The following is an 18,871-nucleotide window of genomic DNA, read 5'->3' as shown; positions in this document are numbered from 1 at the left end:
ATTGTTACTTGCGGCGCCGGTGTTGCATCGCATTTCCCCACGGGTGCAACTGATCGTGCGATTTGTTTTGCTAGATCAGTATTGTGGATGAAGTAGCTCTGGTACCGTGCGAACACGAATATTCAGAAATCTAAAGCGGAACCACACAAACAAAACGATCATACGGTGGATTGTCTATTGAGACGCCAGTGACGGGGTTTACTAGCACCAAATTGTAGTTGCGTCCGTCTCGGCTCAGATAAGCTTTATACTCATCCCAAGGAGAGTCCACGGGGAATTTTCCGCTGGTAACTTCAATAGACTTCCAGCCGTAATCCATGGAGTTGTCGTAGCCCTGGCTGGTGGTGAGGCGCACTTGCGACAGCCCGCGATCGTGCAGTTCAATTTGATATTTAAAAAAGAAACCAGTTTGGTAAACCCTGCCGTGGCAGCGGAAGGTCATGTCTTCAGCAAAGGCTGAAGGGGTGGTAAAAAGACAAACTGTCGTAAGCAAGAAGCCTAGAATTTTTCTCATAGATCTAGCTTGAAAGGGTCCTCTTTCTTAGGCAAGGGATTTCCTTTAAAAATCTTGTCAAACAACAGAGTTTCCAAAATGGAAACAGGCATATTCCTAATTATAATAGGCACAGCAACGGGTTCTGTTTATAACGGCTTTAGCTAAAAGGAGCTGTTATGAAAAAATTTATTCTTTCCGTTCTTGTTATGGGCTTTGCTTCGGCTGGTTTTGCAGAACCGACGACAGTGCCTTCTGTGGATCTAAATAAATACATTGGCAAATGGTATGAGGTGGCAAGTATTCCTCAAAGTTTCCAAAAACAATGTGTTGGCAACACAACGGCTGAGTACTCAATGGCCGATAGGGGTTTTATCAAGGTTCTGAATTCCTGCGATACAAAGTCGGGGGCTCGTTCTGTGGCTGAAGGAAGAGCCAAAGTCGTTGATAGCAAAAGCAACTCGAAGCTTAAAGTGACTTTCGTAAAGTTCATCGATTGGATCTTCAGCTTTGGTGGAAATTATTGGATCTTGGATTTGGGACCTAACTACTCTTATGCGGTGGTTGGCGATCCAAGTCTTAAATATGCTTGGATTCTTTCTCGTCAGCCAACTTTGAGCCTGAGCACTTATATTTCCATTGAAGCAAAATTAAAAGCTCAAGGCTACGATACCTGCTCAATCTTAACTTCAGTGCAAACAGGCGGCTTCAGCAAACGTCAGCCTCTTTGTGAAGTTGTGAAAAATCCCAAAGATATCGTTGATACGGCTGTCGCAGCGGGAAACTTCAAAACACTTCTAGCGGGAATTCAAATGGCGGGTCTTGAAGAAACTCTTCGTTCCGAAGGTCCCTTCACAGTTTTTTTTCCGACAGATGAAGCTTTTGCGAAAGTTGGCGAAGAGACTTTGAATAAGATTCTTGCGGATGAAAGTCTTTTGACACAAATTTTAACTTATCATGTGGTGGCTGGGGAAAAATTAGCTCAAGACATCGCCAAAGCGGGACGTCTTGAAACTGTGAATGGGAAGTTGGTGCAGTTTACTGTGGCAAATGGTGAAGCATTTATTAATGGTGCCAAGCTAGTGGTCACGAATATTCAAACCGCTAACGGTGTAATCCACGTTCTAGACTCAGTTTTGATTCCTTAAAAAATTTAGACTGCGAGCAATCTCCTCCTGCTCGCAGTCTAAATGTCTTTGTTTGTTGATTTGAAAAGGCCGAGGCTTCAATGATGGACAAGCGTCTTACAAAAATTTCTTTTTTTGATCTGTCACTTCTTGCTGAGCTGCCAGAGCATAAATCCTTAAGATCCCTTGCCCGCTCCCTCGACATTGAGCCCCCACGTTTAACCAAAGTTCTTCAATCTGTTCGGCATCAACTGCAGTTTGAGATTATCAAAACATCTTCTCACGGCTACATTCTGACGGCTGAGGGTTCTTATGTGAGCCATCAGGCCAAGGAGCTGCTGAAAAAATCAGAAGATTTCATTCCCAGAAAATCTCAATTTTTAGCGCCACCGGCAATTTACACCGTGGGCGGCCGTGGCTTTATGAACGTCTTCTTTGCTGGTGCGATGATTGAAAGTCTTGAGGCTGCAGGGGCAAAGGCCTTGTTGCGGTTTATGGATCTTTCCCCTGAAGAATTGCGCCAGACAGCGACGGAAGGTGTTTTGGATGTGGCTCTGCACCTGGAAGAAATCAAGTGGCCTCAGACTTGGGCGGCCGCAGAGGTGGGCTCCATGAGTTGGGATTTGTATGTAGGGAAGAATCATCCCCTAAAGGGAACGATCTCGACGGATGAGCTTCTGAAATATCCATTTGCACGTTCAGCTTACTGGAATGGCCGGGCGATCGCACAAGCTACGGACAATTTACCTATTCCCCGCAATGAGCGAATTATGGGACACGAAATGCAGACGGCTCTGACCGCTGTTGAGATTGTTCAACACTCGAATAATGTGGCTCTGATTCCAAATATTATTGCCAAAAAATATGAAGCTGCGGGGTTTATTAGAAATCTTAAAGTTCGGGGTCTAGAGCTTACCGAAGCCAAGATTTACCTCTCGGTTCGCTCTGACAAGATCAGCCAGCGTCTATTTAAGCAGTGGCAGACTCAGCTGAAAAGTCTCTTGAAAGATACCTAGAGTTGGCCTCTGATCAAAACTTCGACAGCGTGGTAGACCTCTATTCAGATAGGTTTATTTTGGCTGGGGATTCGTAATTGCAAAAGACCTCGTATATACGGAGGTTTCCAATGCGTAAGATTTTGTCGATCCTGTTTTTCTTCGCTTTATCGGTGACGGCTCAGGCCCAGCCAGCAGAGGCGCTTTTTAATGATTTGCGCTCTACGAACTGGGAAGGAAGCTTCCATTTTGACGTCTTTAATTGGAGTCCGTTGGGTCCTCACAAAGCGCATACCTCGCAAGAATATAAAATCCAAATCTCATTCCTTGATGAATTGAATGCGCAGGGGCAGATCCCTTATATGTTTTCAAAAGATGTGAGCAAGGCAAAGGGCTTTGACTCATTCGTTTTTGAAAACATCGATGTGCAGGCTTGCCCTAATGAGGCGCGTTTGATTGAAGTTAAAACGGAACAGGCTGGAGCCTACTCAGGTGTTGTGCATGCACCTGCTTGCAAAAACGGTAAAAGAAAAATCAAAGACCTAACAGTGCAAAAGATTGTAAGAAGTGGCGATGACCTGAGGATCGTTTTGGCCGACAATGCCATCGGCAAAGCAGTGACTTTCCAAGTGATCTACAATCTTCATAAAGTACAAAAATAAGATCCAGCATAAATTGGAAGAAAATAATCCGTAGATTTTTAAGATCTACGGATTTCTTGTTTAAGCAGCTTGTTTGTCGGAGGCAGCGGCAGCCAAGATGAAATCTCGACCCGATTCAGAGAGATGGGTGAAGCGAACTCCGTAGCGGATATAAATACTCTCTGAGCCGGGGAGTCGGACTTTGCGAACTGAAACGACCACGCCCTTCGCATCGAACTTATTGCCAGTCAGTGAGTCATTGAATTTAATGACGATGGGATCATTGAGATCCGCTTTTGGCGAGCGCACAATGAAAGCCAGTCCTGATTTTGAAATATCCGGGCAGAAAGCCTGATAGCCCTTTCCCTTGGAAAGAACGACGAATACTTTTCCACACTCAAAGCGCGGGAATTTTCTGCGGATATTGATATCCGGAAGATTGTCTTTGGAAACTTGTTTGTAGTTTTCAAGGGAAGCCGGAGAAAAATCCTCCCAGTCCACCAGCTTTCGCCAAGGTCCTGTAGGATTTTTTGAAATCAGGCTTTGCTCTGAAAGCTTCTGGGAATGAATCATGGATAGCACTTCTAGGTATTTCAAACGTTTGTGAGCGTTGTCTTTTTCGTACCAATAAACCGGCGTCAAAATGGGGATGTTGTCAGGTGTGAGGAAGGAAATCCCTCGAGTGTCTTCGTCAATGGAATCTGAAATCAGGCCAACGGCTGCGTGACTTTCTTTCTGGCTTCTCTCTTCGTTTAATGAGTCGTCAGAGCCATTCTCCAGGTCTGAGAAGTCTGGATGTTGCATCAGCATGACCCACTCGTTGGTCTGCGCATTCAAAATCATATCGAAGAGTTGAATTTTTCCAGAGCGGACACCATCTTGGACTGCTCTTTCGGATAGTGGACCGATCTTTTGTTTTCCAGTTGATAGGAAGTACTGCGTTGCCATAAGTTAATCCTCAAAGTCCCAGTATGTTCAGGTAAAAGTATACAGAGTGTTTTTCGGTAACTTTATGGAACAGCTAAAGCCTACAACGAGCGGAAGGCGCTGTCTCAAATTGAGATTTCCCTATGAAAAACTGAGAAAACTAGCGAATGCCCTCAGTAGAGCTTGAGTGATGATCCGGTTGATCCCCAGTAGACGGGGACCACTTTGTTTTTCCGTCAGGAGGTCCGCCCGGGCAAATTCCTGCCAATGGCTTCTCGTTGGGTTCGCGCTTTTTGCAAGTTTGTCCTGCGAACTGAGCGCCGGCCTCATGCTGTGCGATGGTCCACTTGAAGTCGACATCCCAGGTGGCCAGCTTTTGTGACGCCTTTTTAAAGCGTTCGTTGCTCCAGCCCTCGGGTTTTGAGAGCTTGCCGAAGAATGACTTAGTCGGCTCCAGCAAATCGCTGGGACCCCAAACCCTGATGTCAGAGCAAGGGAGTTTGTTTCCTGCAACTGTGCCACCGCCGAAGTACCATTTCTTATAGAGAGCCGCCGCATCTGCATTGGCAAAACGATTCGCAACTTTTTTGGCGATGGATTCGTCGCTGATCTCGAACTCTGTAGAAGTTAGAAGGTAAGCCGGAATTGAGTAGTTTGAGATGTAACCACATTCCGGGGGAGCTTTTTCGAATCCTCCTTCACCGTCGCATTTAATTTTTCCAGTGCGAATCTGCTTGGCAACGGCAAGAGCCAACTTCACAGGATCGGTCATTTTATATTTCTTGCTGAGAGGTGCCATCTCGGCTTCGAAGGTTTTAATTTCACTCGAAAAATCTTGCGTTGAGCTGCACATTCTAATTCCGCGATAAAGACGAGCGGCCTGCTTCTGAACAAGCTCTGTTTTCTTAAGGGACATGCCGTGCTGTATTAGCTGACAAGCCATGAAGGCGGAACCGTAGACATGATAGTACTTGGCCGGGATGTTTTGAGCTCCACCAATATCGCCCTGAATTTTTTGAACTTCCTGCTTAATACCCGCTGGAATATCAGCGGTGGTGCCTAAAGATTGCGGGGCATAAAATCCAGAAGATTCAGAGGGGCAATCCATAAGCCTTTGCACAGACTTCTGATTTTCGAGAGCTTTGATCTCCATAGTGTATTTGTTGGATTGTGCCGACAATGAATAGATTTTTTCCTGATTGATGTCGTAGTTCTTCGCAAGGTCTTTGATCTCGGAATCAAGTTTGGACTTAATGTTTTTATTGAACAAGCACTGTTGTCTGAGTTCATCCAAACCTTGCGGGGAACTGTCTTCATACGCGTAGGTGCCTTGAGATGTATCATCGTGCCCGCACATGCCAATCAGAAACATGGCTGAATTTGGATCGCCTTTAGAATGTTTTAAAGCCAGCTGCCAAAGCCATCCTGGTTGCAAATTCTTGTAAGGGCCTTGTCCTGCCACGCTGTGGAGGTTTGCTCGACCCGCGCTGGGGCACGCACTGGTGTTTGAATAAACACTTCCCTTGCCCTCTGTGAAGACTCCATCGCCGGTATTGATACAGCCTGGTTGCTGAGGGGTTTTGGATTTGAGTTGTTCGGCAACGTCCTCGTAGAAAGATCGTGCAGCATCTCTGACGCAAGAGTTCTTGGGATCCGTGAACTTTTCAGTGAAGTAAGCAGCCATACCGGTGTTGGCCATGACCAAGGACCCATCGCCTTTGAACTTTTCCGCGCCAATGATGGAGACGTACTCTTCAAGCCCTTTCCGAGTTTCGCCGTTGGGAAGATAGCTTAAGAACTTTTTTGCAGCTTCACCTGTGGAGGAAAGCGAAGAGGTTGCGGGGGAGGTGGGACTGTTCGGCTCTTCCTGGGCTTGTGCCAAGAAGACAAAACAAGAAATAAATATGCAAATAGAAGCAATTTTGCCCACCCTCACTTTTCGGAAAAAGCAGAATGAAGATGAACTGGACCAAGATCCGTTTTGCCTCGGAGGTTTAGTTCCGATAAGAGCCCTATGTCCAAGAGTATTTCGTTGATTATTATGGGTCTTCTATTCTCGTCTCAGTCTTGGGCGTTCGATCGAATTCTTTGTGATGGATCGCTGCAAAACTGGAGCGTGCACAATGATCTGAGCAATAAGAAAGCTTCGGTCTTAAACGGGATAGACCATTCTGTTTTGCTTGAGAAAAAGAAATCAGAAATCTTAGTGGTTCGGGACAGGGGCGGTCGGCAAATAGCCTCTGTTCTTCCGTGGAATGGGGTGACCTTCCTGCCTGGAAAAACCGCCAGCAAAGCCAAGTATAAATTTGATTTCAAATCGGACGATTACAGCTGGTTCACTGTGGATATTTCGGAACCTCATTCTAAAATCAAACGTTCGCTTTCATGTCGTATGACGTTTTAGTCTAGGCCGACTCTTCTTCCAAGGCGGCTTTAATGCTGGTCATACTTGAATATATGTCAGAGCGTTCTTGGGATTCAAAGAAGTTTAATTTTTCCCGTAGATGACCTTTCCAAAGTCTTTTGACCCAAAAGTGGGTGGTCTGATTTTGAAAATGCCGTTTGGGTTCTTTTTCGAACAACACGACGGCGCATTCGTAATTCATTTTTCGAACGGGTTCCTGAATGAGAGAGGCCCCGAGTCGTCGACACATCTGATCGACTTTTAAATCAATTCTTGGAGTCCCCAAGACCGCATGAGCCGGTGATTGATCCATGTATTGAAGACCCAAGCCTGTTAGAATCTCGGCCCAAGGAATGTCGCGATACTTTCGGCGCCATGAAAGTGCCACCGTGAAATACTCCATGGTCATCAGGCGTGTGCAATTCTTGGCTTTCAGCATTTGCACGGTGGATTCTTCGAGATGGTTTACATATGGATGACGTAGGTGTGATGTTAGATTGAGATCGAAGACCGTAAACAGATTGAAACCAACGACTTCGCTTTTATAGCGAATGACGCCCGCAGAATGACAGCGAAAAAAATCAGAGAAATCAAGATGACCGCCAGCTTGGGAAACGACAGAGCCAAATGTCTGCTCCCACATTTCGAACACGCAGTTCAGGATCTCTCGTTTAGTTTCACAAACATGATGGAGCGGAAGAATATCGTAATGGAAGTCTTGCATGTCCCTAAGAATCTAGCAGTTGACATATTTTTCAGAGTCCAAATTCATGATTTTGGACATTCTTAATTCAAAGTCGAGGGAAACATGTGTTGCCTGACATTCAATTTGAGAGCGGAGGTGGAAGCCTCCGCCTTGAAGCTAGGCCAAAGACTTCATATCGATAACGAAGCGATATTTAACGTCGCTCTTGATCATGCGCTCGTAGGCCTCATTAATTTTTTGAATTGGAATCATTTCAATGTCTGAAACAATATTGTGTTCAGCGCAGAAATCCAACATTTCTTGGGTCTCGGCAATTCCGCCAATCAAAGATCCACCTAATTTGCGGCGACCCATGATCAAATTACCTGCATAAAGCTCTGGCGGCTTGTCTGGAAGGCCAACCAAAACCATATTGCCGTCTCTGTGAAGAAGGCTGATATAAAGATTGTAATCATGAGGGGCTGAAACAGTGTCGATAATGAAATCAAAACTGTTTGCGTGAGTTTTCATCTGCTCAAGATTCTTTGAGATCACAACTTCGTGGGCGCCAAGACGTTTTGCATCTTCGACTTTGGAAGCTGAAGTAGTGAAGACCACAACGTTCGCGCCCATGGCGTTTGCCAGCTTGACGGCCATATGACCCAAGCCACCCAACCCCACAACGCCAACTTTCTGTCCTTTGGAAACTTTCCAATGTCTAAGAGGAGAATAAGTTGTGATGCCTGCGCAAAGTAGAGGAGCGACTGCCGCTAAGTTTAGTTTTGGAGAAATCTTTAGACAGAATTCTTCTCGCGTCACAATTGAATCAGAGTAGCCTCCGTAAGTTGGAGTCTTGCCATCTTTTTCTTTGCTGTTGTAGGTGCCAACAAAGCCGTTCTCACAATACTGCTCAAGACCCTCTTTGCAAGAGCGACACTCTAAGCAAGAATCCACCATGCAGCCAACTCCCGCGAGGTCGCCGACTTTGAATTTTTTTACTTTTGGGCCAACGGCAAGAACTTTGCCAACAATCTCGTGGCCAGGAACCATCGGAAAGGCCCCGTGACCCCACTCATCACGCACTTGATGAACGTCTGAGTGACAAACGCCGCAATATTGAATTTCGATATGAACGTCGTTGTCTCGAAGTTCGCGACGTTCGAATTGGAAGGGTGCAAGGGGTGCCTTCGGTGCCGGAGCGGCAAAGCCTTTTGTTTTAAACATGGAAACCTCTCTTTTGAGAATTTTGAAGCTTGAGTATAAACGGGAACTACTCCCAGAGAAAGTATGTGAATTAACAATGAACGTGGCGTTAAATGATTGTTAGTTTGGGCTCCTTAGCGGCATCTTTTTCACAAAGAGGTGGCGTAATTCTTCAGCTTTGAATAAGCTTCCGCCCATGAACAAAATTAAGGTCAGCCACATTCTGGTGGAAAAAGAATTTGAAGCGCAAGATTTGCTTCGCGCACTGTCTGAAGGAAAGTCTTTTGAAGACTTGGCAATGAAATACTCAAAATGTCCCTCTGCAAAAGCAGGTGGAGATCTTGGGGAGATCAGTCCTTCACGTCTTGATGAGGATTTTGCAGACGCCGCCTTGGCATTGAAAACTGGAGAGACCTCACAAAAGCCGGTTCGCACACGATTTGGCTATCATTTGATAAAACGTATTGCCTAGAATGCCGACAGTTCGAAAGACATTGCCGATCAGGACTTTTACATTCTAAAAAATATTAAATTTCATATGTGAGCCAACCGAAAACTTTCTTAGTCGGAGGTTCTCTATGGTTGCTACAAAAATCACGCAGTATTTTTTAATGACGTGTATGTCTCTTGCGGTAGCGGCCTGTGGCCCGGGGAACAGTCTTTCCGCGATTGATGAATCAGGCAACGAGTCTGCTTCTGTGGTAACGCCCAACCCACAGACTCCGAGTTCTCAACTGCCAGACACTGGAAATACTGGGGCGTCGGAAGCTCCTGTTTATTCGCAAAAGATGGTTTTAAATCAAGCGATGACAGTTCGTTTTGAAGCTGCCGGAGTGCTTGAGAATAAAGCCGAAATCCCGGCAGGGGCTGAGATTGAGGTTCCTAATGACTACTCTACAAAAAATTTAGATTACCGCGACTCGAATGGATCCTTGGTTCGCTCAAGTACGGGTTTCATCTATCCAATAAAAGTTGTTTCAGTTCCTTCGCAATTTCAGGCGCAGTTTCCGCCGACAAAAATTGATCAGTTGAATAAAGTTTCCGGGGGTCTTTTTATCTTTGCATCAGTTGTCGGAAACATTCAGGGGGTTTCTGGCAACTTCGCGGTGCTCACGGCGGCAAGTCCTGGTGCAGGGTTTCTGAAGAACTACAGCGCCAGTGGGAAGCCTAAGTTCAGCTATACTAAATCTGCCACCAAAAGGTTTTCAGCACGCATCAACAAGGGTGTGAGTGTTCAGTCTTTGTCAGCTGCTGATTCTCAGAAATGGCAGAAAATTTATGCCGAACTAAAAAAAACCGTGGATCGCACGGTTGCAACGCCGAAGTCTTATTTGATGATTGATTCCGCCATAGCAAAGAAATGGTCTTTGGATTATGAAAAAACGGGTGTCATTGCGACGAATGGAGCGTGGTCTATCGCAGTCACGCAAACAGCTGTTCGTCATGGCTTTTCGAATGTCCCTTGTGCTGAGTTTCAATCTGAAATTTTGCGAGAAGCCTATCAACGTGCTGGATATCGCGTGAGTGATGATTTCAATTCAGCAAACGGCAATCAACTGATTTGGTCGAATACGGCAGCCGTGGTGAATTTCTCTAATGCCCTTTACAAAGCGGGTTGGATTCCTTGGGACTCGACGGTCTACAAACCAATGACAGGTGCAATATTGATGAATGGTTCCGGCGTTTCTCCCGGTCATACTTATATAGCGGCCAGTAATGATGGCTTGTTCATCGTCGACAACGGAGCTCCACAAGGCCGCGATCTGCGCAAAACATCGCAATCCATTATCGAGATGATGTACCAAACCGGGGTGTTCTTCCTTCCTCCAGGAATCAATCCGCCAGTTTGGTAACAGCTTTAGGCTTGCGCAAAGTGATGATGTTTCCCAGGAAACACAAAATCACACCCACGACTATATAGGGAGTCCATTTAAAGCCCTCAAAAAAACTGGAAAGAGTCAGGGCGATAACCGGGGAAAGGACGCTGGTGTAAGCGGCTTTTTCCGCGCCAATTCGGCCTGCCAATGTCAGATAGGCGCCGAAGGCAATCACGGATCCAAACAAGGAAAGATAGAGAAGTGCACCTAAAAATTTCCCAGTCATGGGGATAGCCAGATTTTCCTGAAGAGCCAGTGCAGTGAAGAGAGTGAAGATACTCCCGTAAAGCATTCCATAGGTGTTGGTGATGACCACCGGAATTCCTTTGCGATAGTTTTTTTGGGATATCATATTTCCCATAGAGGCCGACAGGGTCGCGATAAAGCTTAAGAGAAGACCCCAGACGGTTTTTGAACTGGAGTCAAAATGAAGGATCTCATTGGCGAAAAGAAAGAAGAGGCCGGCCCCTCCTAAAACAGATCCAAGAATGACATTTTTAGTGATGGGCTTTCCGAAGAAATACCACATGCCGAACATGTTGTAGTAAATCAAAGTTGTGAATGCGATAGCCGTCATTCCAGAGCTGACCATCGTTTCAGAGAGATAGGTGAGCATATAGTTCACCGAGAACAGTAAGACCCCTTGTCCGATAAATAACAGATGATCCTTTTTACCATAACGGAGATCTTTTTTCGTCAGAGCACAGAAAGCCAAAAGCAAGACAGCACTTAAAAGAAAACGCCAGAAGACTGAAGTGATCGGAGAGGCTCCATCGACCTGAAAGGTGATGACTAACCAAGTTGATCCCCAGATGAGAGTGCAGATCGTGTAGAGAATTAAGTTCATTCGATGAATCTAACACTCAATAAGAGAAGGCCGTATAAAAAAAAGCACCTGTTTTACGAGGTGCTTTTTGAGAATTACTTGCTTTTGAGAACACCTGGCACCTTTTCCGAGAAAGAAGCAGGCACCTTTAAGGATTAGTCTTCGTCATCCTCGTAGTCGTCATCTTCATCTTCGTCGTCTTCATCGTCCTCATCATCTTCGTCTTCATCTTCATCGTAGTCTTCATCAGCTTCGATGCGAACAAGCCAGCCCTCTTCATAAGGGTCTTCCATGATAATAGAAGGATCTTCGACAACTTGAGTGTTGATTTCGACAACTGTGCCTTCAACCGGAGAGTAGATATCCAAAGGACCGTCGTCAGTTTCAATAGTTCCAATGACTGCTTCAGCGTCAACTTTTTCGTGTTCTGCTGGAAGCTCTACGGAATTGATGGATTCAAAATCCTCAAGAGCATCTTCATTGATACCAATCGTGATAATTCCGTCCTCTTGGCGAAACCACATATGGCCTAAATAATTTTTTACGTCTTCTGATCCCATTTACTCTCCAAAGTTGTCTTGTCTAAACTCCGAATTCACCGGAGTAGGGGCAATGTCTAGCAATCGTAATACATGTGGAACTCATAGGGAACTGGTCTTTGTTGTACAGGTCGAACTTCTTTGTCGATTTTGTACTGGACCCAGGTCTCGATAAGATCTTCAGAGAAAACATCGCCTTTTTTCAAGAAGCTGCAGTTCGCCATCAGGTGGTTCAAAGATTCTTCCAAAGTTCCTGGAACTGAAGGAATCGCCGCCGCTTCTTGAGGTGGAAGACCGTAGATGTCTTTATCTAGCGGGTCGCCGGGGTGAATTTTATTAATAATTCCATCCAAGCCCGCCATCAAAATAGCCGCCTCAGCCATATAAATATTTGCCGCAGGATCTGGAGTGCGGAACTCAATACGTTTTGCCTTTGGATTCGGCCCAGAGTTTGGAATTCTCATCGCAGCAGAGCGGTTTTTAAAGCTGTAAGCCAATTTTGTCGGGGCCTCAAAACCAGGAACCAAGCGCTTGTAAGAATTTGTTGTCGGATTGATGATGCCACACAAAGCAGGGGCGTGTTTCAAAACACCACCGATATAGTAAAGCGCCATTTCAGAAAGGCCCGCATACTTGTTGCCGGCGAAAAGATTTTTTCCATCTTTCCACAAAGACATATGAATATGCATTCCTGATCCGTTATCACCGAACAATGGCTTCGGCATAAAGGTCGCTGTTTTGCCATGACGTTTTGACACGTTCTTAACGATGTATTTGAACCACATCATTTTGTCGCCCATGTTCAAAGCGGTATCATATTGGAAATTGATTTCACATTGTCCCGCGGAAGCAACTTCGTGGTGATGGCGCTCAACGCGCATTCCGCATTTTTCCATCTCAAGGCAAATTTCAGAGCGGATGTCTTGCAGAGTATCTGTTGGCAAGCCCGGGAAGTAACCTTCTTTAGGACGAATTTTATAGCCCAGGTTGTTGCCGCCTTCATCGCGACCGGTATTCCAAGCGGCCTCATCGCTGTCAACCATGTAGAAACCAGAGTTGTTTGTTTGTTCATAGCGAACGTCATCAAAAATAAAGAACTCTGCTTCCGGTCCGAAGTAAGCCGTGTCAGCAATGCCTGTTGATTGCATATAGGCGATGGCTTTTTTCACGATTTGACGAGGGTCGCGGTTGTAGGCTTGAAGAGTTTCCGGCAAGCACACATCGCAGATCAAAGACAAAGTCGGAGTTTCCATGAAAGGATCCATCATTGCCGTTGTCGGATCTGGCTTGATGATCATGTCGGATTCTTCGATGCCCTTCCAACCACGAATAGAGCTTCCGTCGAAGCCATAACCGTTTTCGAAGGCTTCTTCTTCGAGTTGGTGAAGAGGTATCGTTAGATGTTGCCATGTTCCGATCAAATCACAAAATTTGAGGTCAACCATCTTAGCGCCTTTTTCGTGCGCAAACTTCAGAACTTCTTTAGCGTTCATATCGCCATCTCCTTGGGAAAATCTTTTTCAACCGATCCGGCAGCGCCGAAGGGTGGGTAAATGTTATAAAGCTTCTTCATCTCTTTCGCCGGTACGAATACGCAGAGCTGATTCCACTGGAATCACAAATATTTTTCCGTCTCCGATTTTTCCCGTGTGTGCTGTTTTGCGAATGGCTTCCACGGCACTGTCGATCAATGCGTCGGGAAGAACCACTTCCAGTTTTATTTTTGGGAGAAAGTCGACGACGTACTCTGCACCTTTGTAAACTTCAGTGCGACCTTTTTGGCGGCCAAAGCCGCGAACTTCAGAGACAGTGACACCTTCTACGCCGACTTCCGCGAGGGCATCGACGACATCATCAAGTTTGAAGGGTTTGATTATCGCCTCAATTTTTTTCATCAGGTCCAACGTTCTGAAAAGCACCAACATTATGTACGACTTTGATGAGGATAACAAAGCGCTTAAAGAAAGCAAAAAATCTGTAAATGAATTTTATTTATTTAATTCCCCTTAACGCAAAACAGTAAGTACCACCAAACTGGTGAAAAACGAAATTTTGCAGAAATTGCTCCGATTCATGTGTTGCGGAGGTGTGTGGTTTTTGGTACACACGTGCCTCTTTTAGGGAAAAACCTATTTGTTGTCTGACCGGGGGGGATAATGACTACAACACGTTTTTTCATCTATGGCTCGTTGACCGAGGGGATGATTCATTACGCTAAGATCCAGAACTTCGTGGAATCATTAGCTTTTGCCAGAATTAAAGGTACTGCATATCGTTTGAAAGTGGGCTTTCCAGCTCTCGTCAAAGGTGGCAGTGATTTGGTTCCGGGACAGCTTGTGGAGCTCAAAGGTTCGGAACTTTTGAAGGCTTTGTTGGATGAATTTTATGGCTACAGCCAGATGGATCCGGACAAGAGCCTCTACTCTAGAGAAGAAGTGGACGTTTACGTTGAGGGTTCGTCGGAGCCCATCAAAGCTTGGACGTACTTCTTGAACCCATTGAAACTTCCTGTTAACGCTTCTGTAATTCCTGGTGGTGATTGGAGAAGGTCGATTGAAGAGCAACCTGCTTTGACTTCCAAACTGACTGAGAAGCAAATGACTTATATTCAAAGACTGGGACGTTCTTCTGGCCGAGAGATTGTTCCGATCGATTTGACTCTTTATCGTGAGTTGATGAACCTAGAGCTCATCATTGATAAAGGTCGTCGTTTAGCTCTTTCTAAACTTGGCCAAGAGGTTTTTAGACATCTTGCCTAATTCACAGCCCAACTCACAACCAAACTCGCAGAAGCTTTTCCGCATTGTCTTGATTGAGCCCGAGATTCCCCAGAATACTGGAAATATCGGGCGCACTTGTGTTGCCACCAACTGCGAGCTGCACATTGTGGGAAAGATGGGCTTCGAGATCAATGATACGAACTTAAAGCGCGCGGGTCTGGACTACTGGCCCCATCTGACCTGGCATCGCCACGCCACTTTTGAAGACTGGTGGAGCAAGGTCGAAGATCCTTCACGCGCCTGGTTCTTCACGACGAAAACAAAACGCACCTATTTCGAGCCTAAATATCAGCCGGGTGACTGGTTGGTGTTTGGAAAAGAAACCAAGGGACTTGATCCCGATTTACTTGCTAAATTTCCTCAGCAAACAGTGACCATTCCCATGGTCGGCGAGGGCGCACGCAGTTTAAATCTTGCGACCAGCGTGGCGATTGCGGCCTATGAAGGCCTTCGTCAGATGCGTTACTAATTAAGTATCAGGGAGATAAAATTCTTTTTATCTCCTCCTCGGCTTTCATTCCGTCGGCAAACCCAATTTCGATCAGTTGCTGGCAAAAAGAACCATCAAATAGTAAATAACTGACCAATTCGCTGGACTCACTCAGACTGCCAAAACCGCTGAGAAGATAGCGAATCAGACGCGGCATCTCGCCACTTCTTTGGATCGCCAATTTAGAAAAATCAACTGACGGAGATATCCACAAGCAGTCTACTTCGCGGACGGAAAGGCTTTTCTTTTGAAAATCCGAAAGTAAAGCCAAGTGACTGTTAGTTTGAGTGATGCGCTGGATATCTGCCTCCAAGCCATCCATCATGACCGAGTGGAAAATGACGTTGATAAGTCGGGCCAGGCTCGGTGGCGCACCACTTTCTGAGTGGTGATAGGTGTACCAAGTATCGGTCTTGCGACGTACACCTACTGCAACCAGCCTTCGGGCTCCTAAGTAGATTGCGGGGGCGCAAGGTGATTGGTTCCTAATGCAGCCATCTCCATAATAGCGATTGTCGATTTTGACTGGCGGAAAAAACATGGGGATGGCGGAAGAGGCCATCACATGATCCACGCTGAGAATGGCTTTCTCTCCTCGATGCATGGGGCGATCCCAGGGGTTTGCCAAAGGATGCGCTTGAAAGAAAGTTTTTGAAGAGATGCTGTCATAGTCGAGAGTGGAAATGGCTAGCGCCTGAAGGTTTCCATAATCGATTTTTCGCTGAATGTTCTCGAAATGACAGGCTTGCGTTAGAAGACTGCGCAGAGGGGTTGTTGAGAAAATCGACCGAGCAGTTGAAGGAGCTTTCTTAAGACTTGGAAATGAAAAATCAGCAACCCAATCAAAACTACCTCTCGAGAGGGTGAGTAGGTCAGCATAAAAAACGGAATCGGTGGTGATTTCGCTCCAAAGTTTGGTCAGGCGACTCGTTGCTTTTTGGAAATTTCCAGGAAATCCAGCGACGATGGCCGCATTGATAGAGCCGGCACTGACTCCTGAATAAATCAGAAATGGATTTTCCAATCCGTTGCGCATAGCGACCTCGGAAATCGCTGAGAGGACACCTGCTTGATAGGCTCCGCGAGCACCGCCGCCAGAGAGGACGAGTCCAATACTGTCCATGTTGAGTTTCCCCTTGTGGCTTCATTATAAAATTCATTCTTGCGCGCCGTGAAGAAGAGGAATCGACCTTCGTTCTAAATACATGCGTCGATGATGGTCCAAGGGCCTTTAGTCTAGGTGTGCCTTTTCAGAGTTAAAATGTGTCAAGTGCTTGCAGGCACTATCGTTTTAAGGCTATCCTCTTGTCCTATGGTAACACAGATTCTTACAAAAATTTTCGGTACGAAGCACGATCGTGAAATGAAAAAGATCCAACCTTTGGTGGATCAAATCAACGCCCTAGAGCCTCAAATGAAAGCTCTCTCGGACGATCAGCTTAAAGCAAAGACCCCAGAGTTTCAGGAACGTCTGAAAAAAGGCGAAACTGTTGACGACATCTTACCTGAGGCTTTTGCCGTTTGTCGTGAGGCTGCTGTTCGCTGTTTGGGTATGCGCCATTATGACGTTCAATTGATCGGTGGTATCGTTCTTAATCGCGGCAGTATTGCAGAGATGAGAACGGGTGAAGGTAAAACCTTGGTTGCCACCTTGGCCGTTTACCTAAATGCATTGACGGGTAAAGGCGTCCACGTTGTGACAGTGAATGACTACCTGGTTCGTCGTGACTCTGAGGAAATGGGTCGCTTGTACGGATGGTTGGGTTTGACAACAGGGATTATCGTCCACGGTTTGACCGACCAAGAACGTAAAACCATGTATGCGTGTGACATCACTTATTGCACGAACAATGAATTGGGCTTCGACTATCTTCGCGACAACATGAAGTTCGATTTGAATGATTACGTTCAACGTGGTCATAACTTCGCGATCGTGGATGAGTGTGACTCTATCTTGGTCGACGAAGCACGTACTCCGCTGATCATTTCTGGTCCTGCAGAAGCTTCTACAGAAAAATATCAAATCGTGAATGCCATCATCCCGCACTTGAAGCGCGATGTTCATTTTACGATGGAAGAAAAATCCAAAACCGCTTCATTGACTGAAGAGGGTAACGCGAAAGTTGAAGAACTTTTGGGCGTGGGCAATCTTTACGATCCACAAAACATTGAACTTCTTCACCACGTTTATCAGGGTTTGAAGGCTCATCATCTTTATCGTCTTGACGTGGAATACATGATCAAAGATGGCGAAATCGTCATCGTCGACGAATTTACAGGTCGTTTGATGCCGGGTCGTCGTTGGAGTGATGGTCTTCACCAGGCGATTGAAGCAAAAGAGAATGTAGAAGTGAAGAGCGAGAATCAAACTCTTGCGACGATTACTTTCCAAAACTACTTCCTGATGTACAACAAGCTTTCTGGTATGACAGGAACTGCTGATACAGAAGCTGTTGAGTTCCAAAAGATCTATAAACTTGCAGTTAATGTGATTCCGACAAATAAGCCGATTAAACGTATCGACCAGGAAGACGTGGTTTATAAATCGGAAAAAGCAAAGTTCAAAGCAATCACAGCGGATATCAAAGAAAGAAGCACCAAAGGTCAGCCGATTCTTGTGGGTACTGCTTCTATTGAGAAATCAGAAGCTTTGAGCAAATTCCTTCGCAACGAAGGTATCAAGCATGAAGTTTTGAATGCCAAACACCATGAACGTGAGGCTGAAATTATCGCCCAGGCAGGTCGTAAAGGTGCGGTGACTATCGCTACCAATATGGCGGGTCGTGGTACTGACATCAAATTGGGCGGTAACGCCGAAATGTTGGCAAAAACGTTAACTGGCTCTGAAGCGGGACCTGAATACGAAGAGGCTTTGCTAAAAGTAAAAAGCCAAGTTGAGAAAGAACGCGCCGAAGTTGTTTCAGTGGGCGGTCTTTATATCGTAGGTACTGAAAGACATGAATCTCGTCGTATTGACAATCAGCTTCGTGGTCGTTCAGGTCGTCAAGGTGACCCGGGTGAGTCTCGCTTCTTCCTTTCTTTGGAAGACAACTTGATGAGAATCTTCAATGGTGAGCGCATCCAGAAAATCATGGAAATGTTGAACATCCCTGAAGATGAGCCAATCACAGCGAAAATGGTGACGAACGCAGTGGAAGGCGCTCAACGTAAAGTTGAGGGGCATCAGTTCGACATTCGTAAGAACTTGATGGACTACGATACGGTTATGAACAATCAACGTAACGTAATCTATGGAATGCGTCGTCGCGTTCTTGAAGGTCAAGAGATCGAGCGCACAGTCCTTGATATGTTGGGTGATGTTGTTTCTAACATGCTTGACACTTATGCTCCAGAAAACGGCCGTAAGGAAGATTGGAGTCTTGAGGGTTTGAACAACTCATTGACTCAAACTTTCGGATTCAAATTGGATCTTGAAAATATGGCGGTGAACTCTGACACGGTTCTGGAAGCCGTGAAAACAGGTGTTAGAGAGATTTACGAAAAGCAAAAATCTTCGATGGGACCATTCTTTGAGCAAGTTCAAAAGATGATCCTTCTTCAGTCTATCGACAATCATTGGAAAATGCATTTGGCGGTGGTTGATAAACTTAAAGAAAGTATCGGTTTGCGCGGTTATGCTCAAAAAGATCCTTTGATTGAGTATAAAAAAGAAGCCTTCTTGGCGTTCGAAAAATTGAACAACACGATCAAAAGCGATGCGATTGAGAAAATCATGCGTGTGCAATTGGTTGCTCAACAAACTGAGGAAGAAGTTCTTGAAAGTCTTCGTCCTGAAGAAGCAGATTTGGATGAACTCGACTATTCGTCTCCGACAGAGGCTGATATCGGGCATTCATTGGAAACTGCGAATGCTGAACCACCAA

The 18,871-nt window shown here is 45.6% G+C and carries 18 protein-coding genes and 1 pseudogene; 9 read left to right on the top strand and 10 right to left on the bottom strand.

Annotated elements, in window-relative coordinates; translation table 11 throughout:
- Positions 1 to 130 precede the first annotated feature (130 nt).
- The gene (locus NWE73_RS13015) at positions 131 to 514 is read right to left on the bottom strand and encodes a hypothetical protein (RefSeq protein WP_277578771.1); all 384 of its coding nucleotides are present in this window, start codon (positions 512 to 514) and stop codon (positions 131 to 133) included.
- 158 nt (positions 515 to 672) lie between these two features.
- On the opposite strand from NWE73_RS13015, the gene NWE73_RS13010 reads away from it, so the two are divergent.
- From NWE73_RS13010 to NWE73_RS13000, 3 genes are all read left to right on the top strand, one after another.
- Entirely contained in the window at positions 673 to 1,641 is a 969-nt protein-coding gene (locus NWE73_RS13010; protein WP_277578770.1) for a lipocalin family protein, read from the top strand.
- 80 nt (positions 1,642 to 1,721) lie between these two features.
- On the top strand, positions 1,722 to 2,636 hold the full coding sequence (locus tag NWE73_RS13005; RefSeq protein WP_277578769.1) for a LysR substrate-binding domain-containing protein: 915 nt from the start codon (positions 1,722 to 1,724) through the stop codon (positions 2,634 to 2,636).
- A 110-nt stretch (positions 2,637 to 2,746) separates the two neighbouring features.
- The gene (locus NWE73_RS13000) at positions 2,747 to 3,277 is read left to right on the top strand and encodes a hypothetical protein (protein ID WP_277578768.1); all 531 of its coding nucleotides are present in this window, start codon (positions 2,747 to 2,749) and stop codon (positions 3,275 to 3,277) included.
- A gap of 60 nt (positions 3,278 to 3,337) precedes the next feature.
- Here NWE73_RS13000 and NWE73_RS12995 read toward each other — a convergent pair whose 3' ends face one another.
- Together NWE73_RS12995 and NWE73_RS12990 are read right to left on the bottom strand one after the other, a co-directional pair.
- Complete coding sequence (locus NWE73_RS12995; protein WP_277578767.1) at positions 3,338 to 4,204, bottom strand: PilZ domain-containing protein; 867 nt, start codon at positions 4,202 to 4,204, stop codon at positions 3,338 to 3,340.
- A gap of 139 nt (positions 4,205 to 4,343) precedes the next feature.
- Positions 4,344 to 6,113 carry a hypothetical protein gene (locus NWE73_RS12990; protein ID WP_277578766.1) on the bottom strand — a complete coding sequence of 590 codons (1,770 nt, stop codon included), beginning with the start codon at positions 6,111 to 6,113 and terminating at the stop codon, positions 4,344 to 4,346.
- Between the two features lie 84 nt (positions 6,114 to 6,197).
- On the opposite strand from NWE73_RS12990, the gene NWE73_RS12985 reads away from it, so the two are divergent.
- Entirely contained in the window at positions 6,198 to 6,587 is a 390-nt protein-coding gene (locus tag NWE73_RS12985) for a hypothetical protein (RefSeq protein ID WP_277578765.1), read from the top strand.
- Between the two features lies 1 nt (position 6,588).
- Here NWE73_RS12985 and NWE73_RS12980 read toward each other — a convergent pair whose 3' ends face one another.
- Together NWE73_RS12980 and NWE73_RS12975 are read right to left on the bottom strand one after the other, a co-directional pair.
- Positions 6,589 to 7,311, bottom strand: a complete 723-nt coding sequence (locus NWE73_RS12980; protein WP_277578764.1) for a hypothetical protein — start codon at positions 7,309 to 7,311, stop codon at positions 6,589 to 6,591.
- A gap of 138 nt (positions 7,312 to 7,449) precedes the next feature.
- On the bottom strand, positions 7,450 to 8,496 hold the full coding sequence (locus NWE73_RS12975) for an NAD(P)-dependent alcohol dehydrogenase (protein WP_277578763.1): 1,047 nt from the start codon (positions 8,494 to 8,496) through the stop codon (positions 7,450 to 7,452).
- Between the two features lie 175 nt (positions 8,497 to 8,671).
- Between NWE73_RS12975 and NWE73_RS12970 the strand changes: the two genes are divergently transcribed.
- Together NWE73_RS12970 and NWE73_RS12965 are read left to right on the top strand one after the other, a co-directional pair.
- Positions 8,672 to 8,947, top strand: a complete 276-nt coding sequence (locus NWE73_RS12970) for a peptidylprolyl isomerase (protein WP_277578762.1) — start codon at positions 8,672 to 8,674, stop codon at positions 8,945 to 8,947.
- Between the two features lie 106 nt (positions 8,948 to 9,053).
- Positions 9,054 to 10,328, top strand: coding sequence for a hypothetical protein (locus NWE73_RS12965; protein ID WP_277578761.1), 1,275 nt, complete (start codon positions 9,054 to 9,056; stop codon positions 10,326 to 10,328).
- On the opposite strand, the gene NWE73_RS12960 is transcribed toward NWE73_RS12965, so the two are convergent.
- From NWE73_RS12960 to NWE73_RS12945, 4 genes are all read right to left on the bottom strand, one after another.
- Positions 10,309 to 11,199, bottom strand: coding sequence for a DMT family transporter (locus tag NWE73_RS12960; protein ID WP_277578760.1), 891 nt, complete (start codon positions 11,197 to 11,199; stop codon positions 10,309 to 10,311). The genes NWE73_RS12965 and NWE73_RS12960 overlap by 20 nt on opposite strands.
- A gap of 134 nt (positions 11,200 to 11,333) precedes the next feature.
- A complete protein-coding gene (locus tag NWE73_RS12955; RefSeq protein ID WP_277578759.1) occupies positions 11,334 to 11,738 on the bottom strand; it encodes a glycine cleavage system protein H in 405 nt (134 codons plus the stop codon).
- A gap of 56 nt (positions 11,739 to 11,794) precedes the next feature.
- Positions 11,795 to 13,210 carry a type I glutamate--ammonia ligase gene (glnA, locus tag NWE73_RS12950; RefSeq protein ID WP_277578758.1) on the bottom strand — a complete coding sequence of 472 codons (1,416 nt, stop codon included), beginning with the start codon at positions 13,208 to 13,210 and terminating at the stop codon, positions 11,795 to 11,797.
- 63 nt (positions 13,211 to 13,273) lie between these two features.
- Complete coding sequence (locus NWE73_RS12945; protein WP_277578757.1) at positions 13,274 to 13,612, bottom strand: P-II family nitrogen regulator; 339 nt, start codon at positions 13,610 to 13,612, stop codon at positions 13,274 to 13,276.
- Positions 13,613 to 13,873: 261 nt separating this feature from the next.
- Between NWE73_RS12945 and NWE73_RS12940 the strand changes: the two genes are divergently transcribed.
- On the top strand, positions 13,874 to 14,476 hold the full coding sequence (locus NWE73_RS12940; RefSeq protein WP_277578756.1) for a gamma-glutamylcyclotransferase family protein: 603 nt from the start codon (positions 13,874 to 13,876) through the stop codon (positions 14,474 to 14,476).
- The gene (locus tag NWE73_RS12935) at positions 14,469 to 14,966 is read left to right on the top strand and encodes a tRNA (cytidine(34)-2'-O)-methyltransferase (RefSeq protein ID WP_277578755.1); all 498 of its coding nucleotides are present in this window, start codon (positions 14,469 to 14,471) and stop codon (positions 14,964 to 14,966) included. The genes NWE73_RS12940 and NWE73_RS12935 overlap by 8 nt, the downstream gene beginning before the upstream one ends.
- Positions 14,967 to 14,973: 7 nt before the next feature.
- On the opposite strand, the gene NWE73_RS12930 is transcribed toward NWE73_RS12935, so the two are convergent.
- Positions 14,974 to 16,110, bottom strand: a complete 1,137-nt coding sequence (locus NWE73_RS12930) for a patatin-like phospholipase family protein (RefSeq protein WP_277578754.1) — start codon at positions 16,108 to 16,110, stop codon at positions 14,974 to 14,976.
- 189 nt (positions 16,111 to 16,299) lie between these two features.
- On the opposite strand from NWE73_RS12930, the pseudogene secA reads away from it, so the two are divergent.
- Positions 16,300 to 18,762, top strand: a pseudogene (gene secA / locus NWE73_RS12925) (preprotein translocase subunit SecA); the annotation flags it as partial.
- Between the last annotated feature and the right edge of the window lie 109 nt (positions 18,763 to 18,871).

Origin of the sequence: Bdellovibrio svalbardensis, from assembly GCF_029531655.1 — a bacterium.
Lineage (GTDB): Bacteria > Bdellovibrionota > Bdellovibrionia > Bdellovibrionales > Bdellovibrionaceae > Bdellovibrio > Bdellovibrio svalbardensis.
This window is presented reverse-complemented; position numbering and strand designations above follow the sequence as displayed.